Below are 16,999 nucleotides of genomic sequence, written 5' to 3' on the forward strand. Positions count from 1 at the left end.
GCTGCGTTCAACCCCTGTTTTTCTTGACCTATCGCGACACGAGGCGTATCCGCGTGTCTGTGGTGATTTGAACCGGATTGCGGACCACGTAAAACAAACCGCTAAACAGGAAACAGGCCAAACCCTGCTGCCTATTTCCGGTATCAGGGTTTTTTATTAGGTCGAAAGGACGACAGACATGGACAAACTATCCAAACGTACCCGCGCCGTACATTCGGGCGTTCGCCGCAGCAAATATAACGAGCTGTCCGAGGCGATGTTCCTGACCCAAGGGTTTGTCTATGAAACCGCCGAACAGGCCGAGGCCCGTTTTGTTGCGCTGGGTGACGACGAATTCATCTATGCCCGCTACGGCAACCCAACCACCGCAATGCTAGAGGACCGTCTGGCAGACCTAGAGGGCGTCGAGGCAGGCTTTGCCACCGCATCGGGTATGGCTGCGGTCAACGGCGCGCTGATGGCGCTGCTAAAGGCAGGCGATCACGTTGTATCCAGCCGTGCGCTATTCGGGTCGTGCCTGTACATCCTAGAAGAAATCTTGGTCCGTTTCGGCGTTGAGCTGACGTTGGTCGATGGCCGCGATCTGGACGAATGGAAATCCGCAATTCGCCCTGACACCGCGCTGGTTTTCTTTGAATCGATTTCGAACCCAACGCTCGAAGTCATCGACATGAAAGCCGTCATCGATCTTGCCCATGCAAATGGTGCCAAGGTGGTCGTGGATAACGCGATGGCGACACCGATCTATTCAATTGCGGGCGAATTGGGGGCAGACCTGATCGTTTATTCGACGACCAAACACGTCGACGGGCAGGGTCGCTGTCTGGGCGGTATCGTACTGGGATCCAAAGAATTGGTTCGCGGCCCCGTAGAGGCGTACCTGAAACACACCGGCGGCGCGATGAGCCCATTTAACGCGTGGGTCATGCTGAAATCCATGGACACGCTGTTCCTGCGTGTTGGGCATCAATCGCAGTCGGCATTGAAAATTGTGGACGCGCTTCAAGGTCACGAAAAACTGAACTCGATCAGCTATCCGCTGCACCCTAGCCACCCACAATACGAACTGGCCGCAGCGCAGTACGAAGGTGCGGGCACCGTGTTTGCCATCGATATCAAGGGCGGCAAAGATGAATGTTTCCGTTTCCTGAACGCGTTGGAAATTTTCACGATCACCAACAATTTTGCGGACAGTAAGTCGCTCGTGACGCATCCAGCGACGACTACGCACCAGCGTCTGCCGCAGGATCAAAAGGACACGCTGGGCATCACGCCTGGTCTGGTACGAATTTCGTGCGGTCTAGAAGATGCTGACGATTTGTTGGCTGATCTGAAACAAGCATTGGACGCGATCTGATGACTGATCCGCGCGACGGGTACAAACGTATTCCTTTCGAACGTTATGGAAAACCGTCGCGCGCATCCCATATTGAGGATCAGACGCGACAGGGCGGAGACCTCGAAATGAACATTCATAATCAGGACATGGAACGCGAACCTACTCGGGAAGAGGCAGAGGCCGCATTGGCGCTGTTGCGCCGTTGGGCCAAAGACGTGACCGCAGAAGAGGTCGCAACGCTGGACCCACTGGTGTCGCGCCTGATCCCTGGCCAAGAGGTGTCGAACTATCCGGCGCTGGCCCGCGCATATCCCGAAGATTTCGAAGTCGACGATGCGTACAAAGCATCGATGCCCGATTTGCAGAACGGTCCGTCCAGCCTGATCCGCGGCGCGAAACAGCAAATCCAGCACGTCGGCATTTCGAATTTCCGCCTGCCAATCCGGTTTCACACCCGCGACAATGGCGATGTGACGCTGGAAACCTCTGTCACCGGTACGGTCAGCCTAGAGGCGGAAAAGAAGGGCATTAACATGTCCCGTATCATGCGGTCCTTCTACAAACACGCCTCTGATACCTTTAGTTTCGAAGTGATGGAAACCGCCCTAGACGCGTACAAAGCTGACCTAGAAAGCTTTGACGCGCGCATTCAAATGCGTTTCCGTTTCCCGATGAAAGTGGCATCCCTGCGGTCGGGATTAGAAGGGTACCAGTACTACGACATCGCGCTGGAACTGGTTGAAAAGGCGGGTGTTCGCAAGAAAATCATCCATCTGGATTATGTCTATTCGTCGACCTGCCCATGTTCGCTGGAACTGTCCGAACATGCGCGTCAGTTCCGCGGCCAATTGGCGACTCCGCATTCGCAGCGGTCCGTATCGCGTCTGTCCGCCGTGATCGAAGATGGCGAGATGCTGTGGTTTGAAGATCTGATCGACATGGCCCGCGATGCGGTGCCGACAGAAACTCAGGTTATGGTGAAACGCGAAGACGAACAGGCGTTTGCGGAACTAAACGCCGCCAACCCCATCTTTGTCGAAGACGCAGCACGACTGTTCTGTGAACAGCTGCAAAATGATCCGCGCGTCGGTGATTTCCGCGTTATCGCCAGCCATCAAGAAAGCCTGCACAGCCATGATGCGGTATCTGTCCTGACCGAAGGCGACACCTTTGACAGCGAGAGTTTGGATCCGCGAATGTTCAGCACGCTGATCCATGTTGGATAAGGCAACAAAGTTGACTTGCTTTGCGTCTATGTAAATGCTGCGTTGCAGTATTGGCGCTACACGCAAGGCAGGTTTTGCCCTAAGTTTGGATCAAGGGGGGAAACAACCGAATTAACGGAGTTTCCAAAATGGCCAATCTGGCAGTCAACGTTCACCTACCTGAACTACACGTCGCAGACGCATTCAAATCGTTCTTCAAATCCATCGCGCATGGTTTGGAACTATATATGGAGCGCAAATCGCGTTTCGCGGAAATGCAGTCATTGCAGTCCAAAACAGACGAAGAACTGGCTGAAATGGGCATCCGCCGCGATAAAATCGCTGTGCACGTGTTCAACGACCTGTTCTACGTTTAATCGATTTTCGATGCTGGCGGGGCTAACCCGCTGGCACCGCTTGACTTAGCCGCCTAGGCAAGCCAAGCCTTCGTCCATGATGGACTTGCGACCAGTTGGATATGTTATCGGTTTGCTGACCGCAGTCTTGGGCTGCGCGATGATCGGACCCTTGTTGTTCGATCTCGCTCATGGTGATCCTGAATGGCACACGTTTATGCAAAGTGCCGTTATCACCATATCCGCAGGGTTATTTACATCGTTGGCTTGTGCGAATGGCAAAGGCCACGGTCTGAACCTGCGCCAAAGCTTTATCCTGACAACAGGCGTCTGGATTGCACTGCCCACTTTCGGGGCGATTCCGTTTATTATCGGTGAAACACAATTATCGCTGGTCGATGCGATGTTCGAATCCATGTCGGGCATGACCACGACGGGTGCCACGGCGATCGAAGGTTTGGAAACGCATTCCTATGGTATTCTGCTTTGGCGTGCGATTTTGCAGTGGCTTGGCGGTCTCGGGATCGTCATCGTTGCGATGATTTTCCTGCCTGTGATGAAAGTCGGCGGGATGCAGTTTTTCCAATCCGAAGGTTTCGACACGCTGGGTAAATCGTTGCCCCGCGCGTTGGATATCGCAAAGGGTTTGTTGCAGATTTATATCGGGCTGACGATTGTTTGCGCCTTGGGCTATATCGTGTCGGGCATGTCGACATTGGAAAGTATTGTGCATTCCTTTACCACGATTGCGACAGGTGGGTATTCGACGACAGATGCGTCCTTTGCGGCATTTCCGGGCGCGCCGCAATATGTGGCCAGCCTGTTCATGTTTTTGGCCTCGGTCCCATTTATTCGTTTCTTGCAAATGATTGTTGGCGATCCAAAACCATTGTTTCAGGACATGCAGTTGCGCGGTTACCTGACATGGAGCGCATATGCCGTTGCTTTGATCGTGGTGTATCGCATGAGCCTAGAGGGCGAATTCACTGAGGAAATGTTCCGATCAACCCTGTTTAATGTCGTGTCGATTTTTTCGGGCACTGGGTACGGCGATGGCGATGTTATGGCATGGGGGCCGTTTGCCTTTGCGATCTTGTTTTGCGTTGGCATGATTGGCGGTTGTTCTGGATCGACTGGCTGTTCGATCAAAGTGTTCCGTTATCAAATCATGCTGCGGGCGATTTCGGCGCAGATCAAACGCTTGTACAGCCCGAACCGCGTTGTGTCTGTTCGTTTCGAAGGCCGTTCTGTGTCGGACGATGTTATGTCGTCGATCATGCTGCTGTTCACATGCTTTGTCCTGACCTTTGGTATCTTGATCGTTTTGATGGGTATGACGGGCATCAGTTTTCTGGCCGCTGTGACAGGGGCTTGGACATCAATTTTCAACATTGGTCCCGTTTTCGGACCCGAAGTTGGCCCCTCTGGCGCGATACATTTGTTTCCTGACACCGCGAAATGGTTGATGATCGTGGGAATGCTGTTGGGACGTTTGGAAATTGTATCCGTGCTGGTGCTGGTACTGCCGCGTTTCTGGCGCGCATAAAAAAAACCGGCCCAAATCAGGCCGGCTTTTATTCGTTTGGCTTGAACGCCTGATTACCAGCAATTCACCAAAACTGTGACATCGGAAGCGGCAGAGGTCAGCGTTTCAGGTGCCATATAACCGCTGCTGGTCGATTGATCGGCGCGAACCGAAGCTTCGGCAAGGGCGCTAAGGATTGCACCAGCGTTTGCTGCAAAGGCCACGTTTTCAGGCAGCATTTGACCGTTATTCGCTGGGGTTGGAACAAGAACGCCCACAACAGCGCCGCTGGCATCAAATACGGGGCCACCAACGTCGCCTTGGGTCGTGGTTAGGTTCAGGCGCAGTTTGCTGGCATCGCCTGTCAGATCAGAACCATCTGCGACAGTGCCGAACGTCACCGTCGGCAATGCCAATGCGCCGCCATATGGGTATCCGCCCACTGCGATTGTCGCATCGCGATTTGCGGCTTGGGTTTGGATGACCGCGTGACCTAGCGGTGCCAGCGCCGTTTCAGGGGTCAGCACGGCCAATGTGCCATCATTGAACACGACGTTTGCTGGATAATCTCCACCGGCAACTGTCACGCGTTCACATTGATCAACGTTGGCAGCAGCAGTGACGGTCGTGCCGCGCGCATCAACAAAGAACCCCGAGGCCGAGTTTTTCGGCGTGCGAATGGCCAGACCAGATACCATATCAACCGAACTATCGGCAGGGGCTGCCGCAGGGCTCAGCAGTCCATCAATTGCAACAAAGCTGTTTTTCATCTCCGACAGGACGCGATTGCGGCGTTCGTTATCGCCTGCCGGCCAAACCAGAACAAAGCCTTTGATCTCGCCGTTTTCGTGGCGTGCGGTCGCGTAGCTATGGCGCGTTTCGGATAGGCCTTCGATTTCAAAACTGTCGCTGCCGCGTTCCCGTGGGCCCTCTAGCGGCATGATTTCCAGCGTTTGCAGGATTTCGTATAGGCCATACAGGCGGGTGCGGTCGCCTGGTTGGGAAATGACCAAAACCTGAACACCTGAATCGTCGGTGGCAGTATAGCGGGCGAAAGGCGATTCATTGGCGTCAAACTGGACCAAACCCATTGGAATTTGCATCGCTACGCCCGTGTTCGCGTCTTCGATCAGTGTCAGGTCTGTGCCTTCTAGGATCGCGTTGTACTGGCTGCGCAGTTCAGCGCGTTGCGCGGTGGTCAGAATGCCGGTCACTTCATAGCCGTTCGCCTCTTGCCATGCGGCCATGGAATTGCGGGTGCCGCGACCAAACGAACCGTCGATGCCAGCGTTATAAAAACCGGCCCATTGCAGCATCACCTGCAGGTCCATTTTCTGTTCGCGGGTCAGCTGAGCTTCTGATGCGCGCGCCTCGGCGGGTGTTTCATCAGGCAGCGTTGGTTCAGGTGCTGCGATCGGTTCGGCGTCTTCGGGCGCCATTGGCGGCTCGATCTGGGTTGTGTCGGTGGGAGGCTCGGATGGCAGGGGTTTGGGCGTATTGCTGATGCCAACGCCTACGGGCCAGAATTGTTGGCCGTATCGCTGACCGTCGCTGACAAATGAATCGCGCGGAATTTGACCTGTGCGGCGCAGTTGACGCAGTAGGTTTTCGGCATCTTGTTCGGAATATGGGCCCAAAGCTACGCCGTACCAATTGGACCCCAGATGAAACCCGACGACATCATCCAATTGCGCCGAAAATTTTCGCGCTGCGTCTTGGGCTGCCGATAGGGTGGGGTGCGCCTCGATCTGGAGCCAGCTTGCGCTTTGTGCATGGGCCTGCACAGCGATTACAGCCGCGAAAACAATTCCCAGAAGTCGTTTTAACATAGTCTTTCCAAAATCCGAACTTTACCAATTGTGTGTCTATCGCACCTGATGCCGCATGAACATAGCCCCGAAACGGTTCAAAAACAGTGCGAATGGGTAAATGTGACCTGCATGCCCCAATTGACCCCATGCCCCATGCATCATATTCAGGCGCGGAACCGAAAAGAGGGCGACCATGGCCGATAAACCCCGTTCTTTCCAAGAGATCATCCTGCGACTCCAGAATTACTGGGCAGCAAAAGGATGCGCAGTGCTGCAACCCTACGATATGGAGGTCGGCGCTGGTACGTTCCACCCCGCGACCACCCTGCGTTCGCTGGGCGACCGTGCATGGGCCGCAGCCTATGTTCAGCCGTCGCGCCGTCCGACCGATGGTCGCTATGGTGAAAACCCGAACCGTTTGCAGCACTACTACCAGTACCAAGTGCTGATCAAACCATCGCCGCCCGATCTGCAGGACCTGTATTTGGGTTCGCTCGAGGCGATTGGCATCGACAGTTCGCTGCATGACATCCGTTTCGTCGAAGACGACTGGGAATCCCCAACGCTGGGCGCATGGGGTTTGGGTTGGGAAGTCTGGTGTGACGGCATGGAAGTGTCGCAGTTCACCTATTTCCAACAGGTTGGCGGCCACGACTGTAAACCTGTGTCGGGCGAATTGACCTATGGTCTGGAACGTTTGGCGATGTACGTATTGGGCGTGGATCACGTCATGGACATGCCGTTCAACGATCCTGAATCGCCAATCGCACTGAAATATGGCGATGTCTTCCGTCAAACCGAAGAAGAATATTCGCGCCATAACTTTGACGTGGCCGACACCGATCAGCTGTTACAGCATTTCATCGACGCAGAGGCCGAATGCCAACGCATTCTGGACAACCCTGCCGTTGATCCGAAAACGGGCAAACGCATCGTCATGGCGCACCCCGCCTATGACCAGTGCATAAAAGCATCGCACCTGTTCAACCTGCTGGACGCGCGCGGCGTGATTTCGGTCACCGAACGTCAGGCTTATATTGGCCGTGTCCGCGCGCTGGCGAAACTATGTGCTGACGCCTTTGTTCAGACCGAGGCAGGCGGCTATGTGGCCGAGGCTGCGGAATGAAACCGGTTCAAATGGCAATCACGGCAATTGTTGTGTCCGCCGCCGCTGCGGGTGGGCTGATGTATTACAATCAGGTCTACGCGTTCTATGACCGCGTGGATGCGGCTGATTTTGGCCAGATCGAACTGACTTCGACCATCACTGGGCTGCCAGAACCGATCCTGACCAATGATTTTCAGGCCATCGATAGCGAAAGCTCTCCGATCCGGTTTCGTGCGTGTTTTACCACGCCGATCAGTCTGGGTACTTTGACCGATACCTATGAAATCTATGAAACGGCTGAACCGCTGAACGGCCCCGGTTGGTTTGATTGCTACGACGCCCGCACCGTGGGTCAGGCGATTGAACGCGGCGACATGATCGCATTCATGGGCACCGAAAACATTCAATACGGCATCGACCGCGTTGTCGCGTTTGATCAGGCTGGCAATGGCTATGTCTGGGAACAGATCAACGCATGTGGCGAAGCGAAATTTCAGGGTGACCCGCTGCCATCGGGCTGCGAACCCGCACCAGAGGGGGGCAACTAATGCCAAACCTGCTAATCGAATTATTCTCCGAAGAAATCCCAGCGCGCATGCAGGCGAAAGCCGCTGATGATCTGCGCAAAATGGTCACTGATGGGCTGGTGGACGCAGGCCTGACCTATGCGGGCGCTGCCGCATTCGCAACGCCGCGCCGTTTGACCCTGTCGATCGATGACCTGCTGGCTGAATCAAAACCCGTCCGCGAAGAACGCAAAGGCCCAGCAACCTCGGCCCCTGAAAAGGCGCTAGAGGGTTTCTTGCGTTCCACTGGCCTGACCAAAGATCAGCTGGAAATCCGCGACGTGAAAAAAGGCCAAGCCTATTTCGCCGTGATCGAAAAACCAGGCCGCAAGGCGGCTGACGTGATCGCAGAGGTTTTGGAAAACACCGTTCGCAATTTCCCATGGCCGAAATCCATGCGCTGGGGCGCGGGCCCGCTGCGTTGGGTGCGTCCTTTGCATTCGATCATCTGCCTGTTGACCACCGATGACGGCAGCGAAGTTGTCGAACTGGACATCGACGGCATCAAATCGGGCAAAACCACCCGTGGTCACCGTTTCCTGTCGTCCGGCGAAATCTCGGTCAACAATTTCGACGACTACGAATCCAAACTGAAACAGGCCCGCGTGGTGCTGCGTGCAGACGAACGCGCCGATCACATCTGGCATGACGCAACCAACATGGCGTTCGCCGCTGGTTTGGAAGTGGTCGAAGATAAAGGCCTGCTGGCCGAAGTGTCTGGTCTGGTCGAATGGCCTGTTGTTCTGATGGGTTCCATCGACGATCAATTCCTTGGCCTGCCGCCAGAGGTTCTGCAAACCTCGATGAAAGAGCACCAAAAGTTCTTCTCGGTTCGGAATCCGAAAACGGGCCGTATCGAAAAATTCATTACCGTTGCGAATAATGAAACCGCCGATAATGGCGCGACGATCCTTGCGGGTAACCAAAAGGTGCTGTCGGCGCGTCTGTCGGATGCGCTGTTCTTCTGGAACAACGACCTGCGCACCGTTGAACGTAACGGGTTCGAGGCAATGGGCGCCCCATTGGCGAACGTGACCTTCCACAACAAACTGGGATCGCAGGCTGAACGCATCGCGCGCATCGCGGCGCTGGCGTCTAAAGTTGCCCCAGTTGTCGGCGCAGACGCGACCGAGGCAGAGCTGGCCGCCAAGGTCGCAAAATGCGACCTGTCATCGGAAATGGTATATGAATTCCCTGAATTGCAGGGGATCATGGGCCGTTATTACGCGAAAAGTGCAAGTCTGTCTGACGCCGTTGCTGACGCCTGCCGCGATCATTACAGCCCACTGGGCCCATCGGACGACGTGCCAACCGATCCCGTTTCTGTCGCTGTCGCGCTGTCCGATAAAATCGACACGCTGACTGGTTTCTGGGCGATCGACGAAAAACCAACGGGGTCGAAAGACCCGTTCGCCCTGCGCCGCGCGGCATTGGGTGTGATCCGTTTGATTTTGGAAAACGATCTGACGCTGTCGTTGACCGAATATTTCGGCGCTGCGAATACGGATGCTGATGCGGCTGACCTGCTGTCGTTCTTTCACGACCGTCTAAAGGTGTTCCTGCGCGATCAGGGTATCCGTCACGACGTGATTGATGCGTGTTTGGCGATGCCGGGCAACGACGACATGACCCTACTGGTGAAACGCGCCCGCGCCTTGCAGGATTTCATGGCGACCGAAGACGGCGAAAACCTGATCCAAGGTTACAAACGCGCGTCCAACATTCTGGCCCAAGCCGAAGAAAAAGACGGCGTTGAATATTCGTTCGGCGCGGACGTGAAATTTGCCGAAGGCGACGAAGAAAAGGCGCTATTCGCAGCGCTGGATAAAGCCGAGGCAGAGATCACCCCAGCGATGAACGCCGAAGATTTCGGTGCGGCAATGGCGGCCATGGCATCGCTGCGTGCGCCGATCGACGGTTTCTTTGACGCGGTGCAGGTGAATTCGGACAACGAAATCATCCGTCGCAACCGTTTGAACCTGCTGTCGCGCATCCGCACGATCTGTTCGTCGGTCGCGGATATTTCACGCATCGAAGGTTAAGAATTACGCCTTCCCCCCCTTGCTGCGATTGTCGCTTTGTCTAAAGTGAACCGCAGCAAGGAGATGCCGCAGTGCAGCAAGAAAAACGATTTGATCCAGTTACGCTGATCACACCCACTGCGGCGATGTCGCCTTCGGTCCATGGTGGCCGTGCGAAATGTTTGCAGCGGTTGATCCGTCTGGACATGCCTGTTCCGACAACTGTGGCATTGTCTTTTGCCGCTGTGCGCAAAATTGCACGTGGTCAAATGCCTGATATGGCTGGGATTTTAGACCCGTTCGGCGCAAATCCATTGTTGTCTGTGCGGCCGTCCAGCCAAGATCCCGATTGGGGCGGTCCATCGGCAATTTTGAACATTGGAATGAACGACACACGCTATGCCCAGCTGATAGACAGTTTGGGTGCAGACGCCGCTACGTCAATCTATTTGCGGTTCATTCAATCCTACGCGGTTCAAGTCGCGCGTTTGGATCCTGAACCTTTCCACCTGCCAGATACACCGACCGAAGAATCGCTTCGGGCGATGCTGGATGCCTATGAATACGAAACCGACGAAGTGTTCCCCCAAGACCCTGCCGAACAACTGGGGCAGGTGCTGCGTTCGATGGCGCGGGCATGGGATGGCACGACGGCCCGTTTGCTGCGTCAGGCCAAAGGTGCGCCTGCAGATGCAGGGTTGGGGCTGGTCGTGCAGTCTATGGCTCTGGGTGTCGGTGAAGGCACGTCCGGGGCGGGCGTCATCCAATTTGTCGATGACGCGACAGGCGAACGTCGGATCAAAGGCCGATACCTAAGCCAGAGTCAGGGCCGTGATGCACTGACCGTTGCCAAGGGCGCGTTGTTCCTATGCAAAGACGGTCGCGGCCCTTCTGTCGAAGAAGAATTGCCCGAAGTCTTTGAGCAACTCCGCAATTACGGGGACCTATGCCGTATTCGTCTGCGCGAAGAAATGCAGATCGAATTCACGATTGAAAACGGTCAATTGCACATTCTGGACGCGGTGCGCGTACAGCGGTCTAATCGCGCGTCTGTGCGTATTGCCGTAGCCTTGGCCGAGGATCAGGTCATCCCAACGGACGAAGCCGTTATGCGCGTCGATCCCGCTGTTCTCTCCGAACTGTTGCACCGTCAGGTCGACAGCGTTTCGCCACGTGATCGCATCGTACGCGGTATCGCCGCCAGTCCAGGCGCAGCGGTGGGGCGTATTGTGTTCACCGCAAACGAAGCCCAAGCCAGCGCAGCGCGGTCAGAGCCATGTATTCTGGTGCGCCGCGAAACAACGCCCGAAGATATCAGAGGAATGCACGCAGCGGCCGCCGTTGTGACCGTTCGCGGCGGGATCACCAGCCATGCTGCGGTGATTGGCCGTGGTTTGGGTCTACCTTGTGTGGTTGGGGCCTCTGATCTGGTTATTGATCGCAAGGGTAAGCGCCTGATTGCGCCTGATGGCCGTAAATTCCACGAAGGTGACATGATCACAGTCGACGGGACGTCTGGTGATGTGTTGGCTGGCGCGGCGCCATTGTTGGAACCCGCGCTTGATGGTGCGTTCCAGCAGTTGCTGCAATGGGCGGATCAATATCGCGATATTGGTGTGCGTGCGAACGCGGATACGCCAGCCGATGCCCAGACCGCGCGTAATTTTATGGCGCAGGGCATTGGGTTGTGCCGCACTGAACATATGTTCTTTGAGGGCGATCGTTTGGGCATGATGCGCGAAATGATATTCGCGGATACGGTCACGGAACGACAGGCTGTTCTGGATCGCTTGTTGCCGATGCAACGCGGTGATTTCGCCGAATTGTTCCATATCATGCAGGGGCAGCCTGTTTGCATCCGACTGTTTGACCCGCCTTTGCACGAGTTTTTGCCTGCGGATAAATCGGGCCACCGCGAATTGGCGGAACAGCTTTCTTTGCCCCTGTCCGAAGTTCACGCGCGGGTCGAAGCTTTGTCCGAATATAACCCCATGCTGGGGATGCGCGGTGTACGTTTAGGTCTGACCTATCCTGAAATCTATGACATGCAGGCGCGCGCTATTTTCGAAGCAACCGTCGAGGCGAGCCGTTCCGGTGATCCTGTGGTGCCAGAGATTATGATCCCACTGGTCAGCGCTATGCGCGAGGTGGAATTGGTCAAAGCACGCATTGACGCCGTTGCTGGCCACGTCCGGGCAGAGACAGGCGTTCAGTTCAATTACCGCTATGGCGTGATGGTCGAAACGCCCCGCGCCGCCTTACGTGCCGAAGATATCGCGCAATACGCGGCATTCTTGTCGTTCGGTACAAACGATTTGACCCAGATGACGTATGGGTTGTCGCGCGATGACGCTGGTCGTTTCATGTCAGCCTATGTGAACGCGCATGTCTACGAAGAGGATCCGTTTCACACGTTAGACGTCGATGGCGTTGGCGAATTGTTGAAAATGGGCGCTGAACGAGGCCGCGCTGGACGCAGCGATGTGGTGTTGTCCATCTGCGGCGAACATGGCGGCAGTCGGTCTGCAATTGATTTTTGCCGCAAGCAGAATTTCAATTACGTGTCTTGTTCGCCGTTCCGTGTACCCGCCGCACGGTTGTCGGCCGCGCAGCTGGCAATTTCGGACGCTCGGGCCGAATTGCGTTAACTAAAACCTAGGATTGTATGCGGTAGGCGCAACTAAACACCCATTTGTGTAGGAGCTGCTACAAAAAGGTGGGTGGACTCTATTTGTGAAAATCTTGTAACACCCCGCCCGCTAGCGTGGGGCAAGCCGCGTGTATCCGGAGTTGGGCGATGTTGCATTCGTTCGTCACTAAAATGACCAAGACCGCCGCGGCGGTTTTGTGTTTTGTATCGGCTGGCACCTTTGTGTCCGCGCAGGATCTGACCTCTGTTCGTCTGTCGTCTTTGTTGGGCGAATTCAGCACCGAGGTTCAGGAAATCCCATCGGTACAACTGGCGTTTTTGACGACCATTCCATCGCCTGCTGATCGTGACATTCAGACCGTGCCACGTGACCTTTACGACCGCGAAAAAATCGCGGCCATGCCCGAAGCGACCGGTGGTTCCCAATGGGAATGTTTGGCAGAAGCCCTTTATTTTGAGGCACGTGGCGAATCCGTGCGCGGTATGTTTGCCGTTGGCGAGGTTATTTTGAACCGTGTCGATAGCGCCCGTTTCCCTGACACCGTATGTGATGTGGTGAACCAAGGTACAGGCCGCCGCTACGCCTGCCAATTCACCTACACCTGTGATGGACATGCCGAAGTCATCAGCGAACCCCGTGCATGGGAACGCGTGGGTAAAATTGCCCGCCTATTGATCGATGGTGCACCGCGTGAATTGACCAACGGCGCGACCCACTATCACACCCGTGCTGTGAACCCATCATGGGCCCGTGTGTTTACCCGCACAGCCGCGATTGATTCGCACCTTTTCTACCGTCAGCCGGTCAGAACCGCGTCGAACGGCTAGTCGCTTTCAAAAAAGATATGGCCGCGGCTGGTCGCTTGTTCCTTTGTCCCTCAGCTAGTATGCGGGGACACGACAGATGAAAGAGCGACCATGAATAACGACATCCGCATGGCTTTTGCCCATCCCGCCGAACGTGCCGAGGCCAGCGCGACCCAGCCGTGCGACCGTATTTCCCTAAGCGATTATGTCGTCGAGGTTGAAATCGGTGCGTTCCAACAGGAACGTGGCCATCTGCAACGCGTGCGGTTTAATGTTGTGGTCGAGGTTGCCCCGCAAACTGGTGACATTGATGACGACGTTGATCGTATCCTTTCATATGACACGATCACAGAATCCATTCAGATCGAGCTGGGTGCAGAGCGTATCAATCTGTTGGAAACGCTCGCAGCGCGGGTTGCGGAACGCATTTTATCCGAACCATTGGCGCAGCGCGTTTTTGTGCGTATCGAAAAACTAGATCGCGGTCCTTTTTCCTTAGGCGTCGAGATTGTTCGTGCCAAGGGCGAAGTTGCGAGCAAAGGCCAAGACCACGTTCAAATTCCGCATCCACGCGTGGTTTTCATGTCGAATGCGGCGATCGGCTCTGACAATTTGAAAACATGGATTGATCAGTTGGCAGCCGATCCGATGCCGCTGATCATCTGTGTCGGTGCCGACGATACGCCAGCGCCGCGATCCGGTGCCGCACTTGCGCAGCGCCGCATTGATTTGTTGGCGATTGAACAGAACGCTTGGGTTTTGGCGGGGCGCGACAAACGCTGTATGGTTGTTGGAACGCGCACCGAACTGGATTGGGCGATGAAACATGACCAGATTTGCGTCTGGGCACCGTCCAAAATTGTTTTGGATGCGGTCGAAAGTCCCTCTGCAGGTCCCGATGATGCGGCGGCGTTGTGCGCGTGGTTTGCGGAACATATGGAAGCGGCCGAATTGCTGTTGATCGGGGATGATGCACCGCAAACAAAACTCCCCGTGCGGTCTGTGAAAGTTGGCACTATAGACGTCGTATGACGACGCAATATTTCCGACCTATTCCGATGATGGATGCCGCGCGCCCTGCAAGTGCGCTTACGATCGCTGGCGGCTGGTGCTGGTTTGACCGAGTTGAGGTTTTAGAACGCGGCAGGAAACCCCAGATCATTTCGGACTCTGACGTACCGCAATGGGCGTTGGATGCGATCACCGCGCCTCGCGCTGATATCGCCGGGCTGTCGCTGGCCAAGCCGCAGATGATGGGCATTCTGAATGTTACGCCCGACAGTTTTAGTGATGGTGGGCAATTTGATGCGCCCGTAGCGGCGTTGGCCCAGGCCGCAGCCATGGCGGAACATGGCGCATCCATCATTGATATAGGCGGCGAAAGCACTCGGCCTGGCGCTGTTGAAGTGGCCGTTGATCAAGAAATAGAGCGCACGCAAGGCATTATCGCCCAAGTGGCCGGAACTGGAACGGTCGTTTCAATTGATACGCGCAAAGCGCCTGTAGCCAAAGCGGCAGCAGATGCTGGTGCGCTGATCTTGAATGATGTGTCGGCCATGGAATTTGATCCCGAAATGTCGAACGTTGCGGCCCAAACGCAATTGCCGATCTGTTTGATGCACGCGCAAGGATTGCCAGAGTTCATGCAAGACGATCCGCGCTACGATGATGTTTTGCTGGATGTTTACGATTACTTAGCTGGCCGCATTGATGCGGCCGTCGCGGCTGGTGTTGATCGGTCGCGCATTATTACCGATCCCGGCATCGGTTTTGGGAAAACCAAGGGGCACAATTTGGCGCTGCTGCGCAGGTTGTCGCTGTTTCACACTTTGGGCTGTCCGATATTGCTGGGCGCCAGCCGCAAACGTTTCATTGGTGAAATATCCAATGCGCAGGATGCTGCCGAAAGAGCGTCAGGATCGGTATCCGTCGCGTTGGACGGCATTCGCCACGGCGTGCAGATCGTGCGCGTACATGATACGTTAGAGACCAAACAGGCGCTAAGCCTGATGTTCGCAGTAAATGGGGTAGGGCATGACTCGTAAGCTTTTCGGTACAGATGGAGTGCGCGGGACCGCAAACCAGTATCCAATGACCGCTGATATGGCGCTGAAAATTGGCGCTGCCGCTGGTCGTTATTTCCGTAATGACGGATCTAATGGCCACCGCGTGGTGATCGGCAAAGATACCCGTTTGTCTGGTTATATGTTTGAAAATGCGCTGACCGCTGGTTTGACCAGTACGGGTATGAATGCGCTATTGCTGGGCCCTGTGCCGACGCCTGCCGTGGGGATGCTGACGACGTCCATGCGTGCGGATCTGGGTATTATGATTTCGGCCAGCCACAACCCGCACCATGACAACGGCATCAAATTCTTTGGCCCAGACGGTTTTAAATTGTCGGATGACGCCGAGGCAGAAATCGAAGAAATGGTTTTTGCCGATATTCAGCCCGCGCAGGCGCTGAACATCGGGCGTGCGCGGCGTATTGATGATGGTCGTTTCCGTTACGCCGAACGTGTCAAATCCACTTTGCCCGCTGGCGTTGACCTAAAAGGTCTAAAGGTTGTTATTGATTGCGCCAATGGCGCTGCGCACCGTGTTGCCCCCGAAGTGCTGTGGGAATTGGGTGCGGATGTTGTGACCGTAGGGACCAATCCCAATGGCTATAACATCAATGAAAATTGCGGTTCGACGTCCCCGCGCACGGCAGCCGAAACCATTGTCAGCCATGGCGCTGATGTTGGCATCTGTCTGGACGGCGATGCGGATCGCGTGATGATCTTGGACGAAAACGGCCGCGTTGCAGACGGCGATCAGATCATGGCGCTGATGGCAGATCGTTGGGCGACTGAGGGGCGGCTCAAGGGCGGCGCATTGGTCGCGACTGTGATGTCGAATCTTGGACTTGAACGTTTCCTTGATGGCCGCGGCCTATCGTTAGAGCGGACAAAAGTGGGCGACCGCTATGTTGTTGAACGTATGCGTCAGGGCGGTTTCAATCTGGGTGGCGAACAATCGGGTCACATTGTGATGACCGACTACGCGACAACCGGTGATGGTCTGCTGGCTGGTTTGCAATTTCTAGCTGCAATGGTTTGCACCGGCAAAAAAGCCAGCGAATTGACCCAAGTCTTTGAAACTGTTCCGCAAATGTTGAAAAACGTGCGCTACGGCGGCGGTGTGGATCCGTTAGACAACGCAGAGGTGAAAAAAGCGATTTCTGATGCAGAAATCAAACTGACAGGGCAGGGGCGGTTGCTCATCCGTAAGTCAGGTACAGAGCCTTTGATTCGCGTTATGGCGGAATGTGAGGATGACAATCTGCTAGGTTTGGTTGTGGATGGCATCGTCGATGTCATTCAAAAGGTCGCTTAATATATCCTTTTGGAATCTAAATTAGCCGTCTGAGTCCGCTGCTATTTCTGTCGGATCAGTTACCTTGTGATTGTGTAAATGGTGCTTCACGAGGTGGTTAATGATTTCCTTGATTGAGTATGGGCGATCTTTGGCCGGTTTGGTTCGCAAAGGCGAAGACAATCGGTGGGAGAAGGAAACGTATGATCCGAAGGCTCGGATCATTCCGTTCAGCGCCTTAGATAAAAATCGTG

Annotated in this window: 13 protein-coding genes and 1 riboswitch; of the genes, 12 read left to right on the plus strand and 1 reads right to left on the minus strand. The window is 55.2% G+C overall.

What is annotated here, in order from left to right:
- Nucleotides 1–49 precede the first annotated feature (49 nt).
- A riboswitch (SAM riboswitch) is annotated at nucleotides 50–126 on the plus strand.
- A gap of 52 nt (nucleotides 127–178) precedes the next feature.
- The 4 genes from metZ to BVC71_RS02540 all read left to right on the plus strand — a co-directional run bounded on the left by metZ (nucleotide 179) and on the right by BVC71_RS02540 (nucleotide 4,446).
- Nucleotides 179–1,357 carry an O-succinylhomoserine sulfhydrylase gene (gene metZ, locus BVC71_RS02525; RefSeq protein ID WP_086450055.1) on the plus strand — a complete coding sequence of 393 codons (1,179 nt, stop codon included), beginning with the start codon at nucleotides 179–181 and terminating at the stop codon, nucleotides 1,355–1,357.
- A gap of 107 nt (nucleotides 1,358–1,464) precedes the next feature.
- Nucleotides 1,465–2,565 carry a GTP cyclohydrolase FolE2 gene (gene folE2, locus BVC71_RS02530; RefSeq protein ID WP_086450648.1) on the plus strand — a complete coding sequence of 367 codons (1,101 nt, stop codon included), beginning with the start codon at nucleotides 1,465–1,467 and terminating at the stop codon, nucleotides 2,563–2,565.
- A gap of 128 nt (nucleotides 2,566–2,693) precedes the next feature.
- On the plus strand, nucleotides 2,694–2,921 hold the full coding sequence (locus BVC71_RS02535) for a hypothetical protein (protein ID WP_086450056.1): 228 nt from the start codon (nucleotides 2,694–2,696) through the stop codon (nucleotides 2,919–2,921).
- 76 nt (nucleotides 2,922–2,997) lie between these two features.
- Nucleotides 2,998–4,446, plus strand: coding sequence for a TrkH family potassium uptake protein (locus BVC71_RS02540; RefSeq protein WP_086450057.1), 1,449 nt, complete (start codon nucleotides 2,998–3,000; stop codon nucleotides 4,444–4,446).
- Nucleotides 4,447–4,499: 53 nt separating this feature from the next.
- On the opposite strand, the gene BVC71_RS02545 is transcribed toward BVC71_RS02540, so the two are convergent.
- Nucleotides 4,500–6,254, minus strand: a complete 1,755-nt coding sequence (locus BVC71_RS02545) for a trypsin-like peptidase domain-containing protein (protein WP_086450058.1) — start codon at nucleotides 6,252–6,254, stop codon at nucleotides 4,500–4,502.
- Nucleotides 6,255–6,429: 175 nt separating this feature from the next.
- On the opposite strand from BVC71_RS02545, the gene BVC71_RS02550 reads away from it, so the two are divergent.
- The 8 genes from BVC71_RS02550 (at nucleotide 6,430) to glmM (ending at nucleotide 16,766) form a co-directional block, all read left to right on the plus strand.
- Nucleotides 6,430–7,362 carry a glycine--tRNA ligase subunit alpha gene (locus BVC71_RS02550; protein ID WP_086450059.1) on the plus strand — a complete coding sequence of 311 codons (933 nt, stop codon included), beginning with the start codon at nucleotides 6,430–6,432 and terminating at the stop codon, nucleotides 7,360–7,362.
- Nucleotides 7,359–7,892, plus strand: a complete 534-nt coding sequence (locus BVC71_RS02555; RefSeq protein WP_205905947.1) for a DUF6446 family protein — start codon at nucleotides 7,359–7,361, stop codon at nucleotides 7,890–7,892. Before BVC71_RS02550 ends, BVC71_RS02555 begins: the two co-directional genes overlap by 4 nt.
- Entirely contained in the window at nucleotides 7,892–9,952 is a 2,061-nt protein-coding gene (gene glyS / locus BVC71_RS02560) for a glycine--tRNA ligase subunit beta (RefSeq protein ID WP_086450060.1), read from the plus strand. Before BVC71_RS02555 ends, glyS begins: the two co-directional genes overlap by 1 nt.
- A 71-nt stretch (nucleotides 9,953–10,023) precedes the next feature.
- Nucleotides 10,024–12,579 (plus strand): putative PEP-binding protein, encoded by a 2,556-nt coding sequence (locus BVC71_RS02565; RefSeq protein ID WP_240516757.1) that lies wholly within the window; start codon nucleotides 10,024–10,026, stop codon nucleotides 12,577–12,579.
- 173 nt (nucleotides 12,580–12,752) lie between these two features.
- Nucleotides 12,753–13,409 (plus strand): cell wall hydrolase, encoded by a 657-nt coding sequence (locus BVC71_RS02570; protein WP_240516758.1) that lies wholly within the window; start codon nucleotides 12,753–12,755, stop codon nucleotides 13,407–13,409.
- Between the two features lie 90 nt (nucleotides 13,410–13,499).
- Nucleotides 13,500–14,420: a dihydroneopterin aldolase gene (locus BVC71_RS02575; RefSeq protein ID WP_086450062.1), complete on the plus strand. Its 921-nt coding sequence runs from the start codon at nucleotides 13,500–13,502 to the stop codon at nucleotides 14,418–14,420.
- Complete coding sequence (gene folP, locus BVC71_RS02580) at nucleotides 14,417–15,433, plus strand: dihydropteroate synthase (protein ID WP_086450063.1); 1,017 nt, start codon at nucleotides 14,417–14,419, stop codon at nucleotides 15,431–15,433. The genes BVC71_RS02575 and folP overlap by 4 nt, the downstream gene beginning before the upstream one ends.
- Nucleotides 15,423–16,766, plus strand: a complete 1,344-nt coding sequence (gene glmM, locus BVC71_RS02585; protein WP_086450064.1) for a phosphoglucosamine mutase — start codon at nucleotides 15,423–15,425, stop codon at nucleotides 16,764–16,766. Before folP ends, glmM begins: the two co-directional genes overlap by 11 nt.
- Nucleotides 16,767–16,999: the final 233 nt, after the last annotated feature.

Origin of the sequence: Marivivens niveibacter, from assembly GCF_002150005.2 — a bacterium.
GTDB classification, from domain to species: Bacteria; Pseudomonadota; Alphaproteobacteria; order Rhodobacterales; family Rhodobacteraceae; genus Marivivens; species Marivivens niveibacter.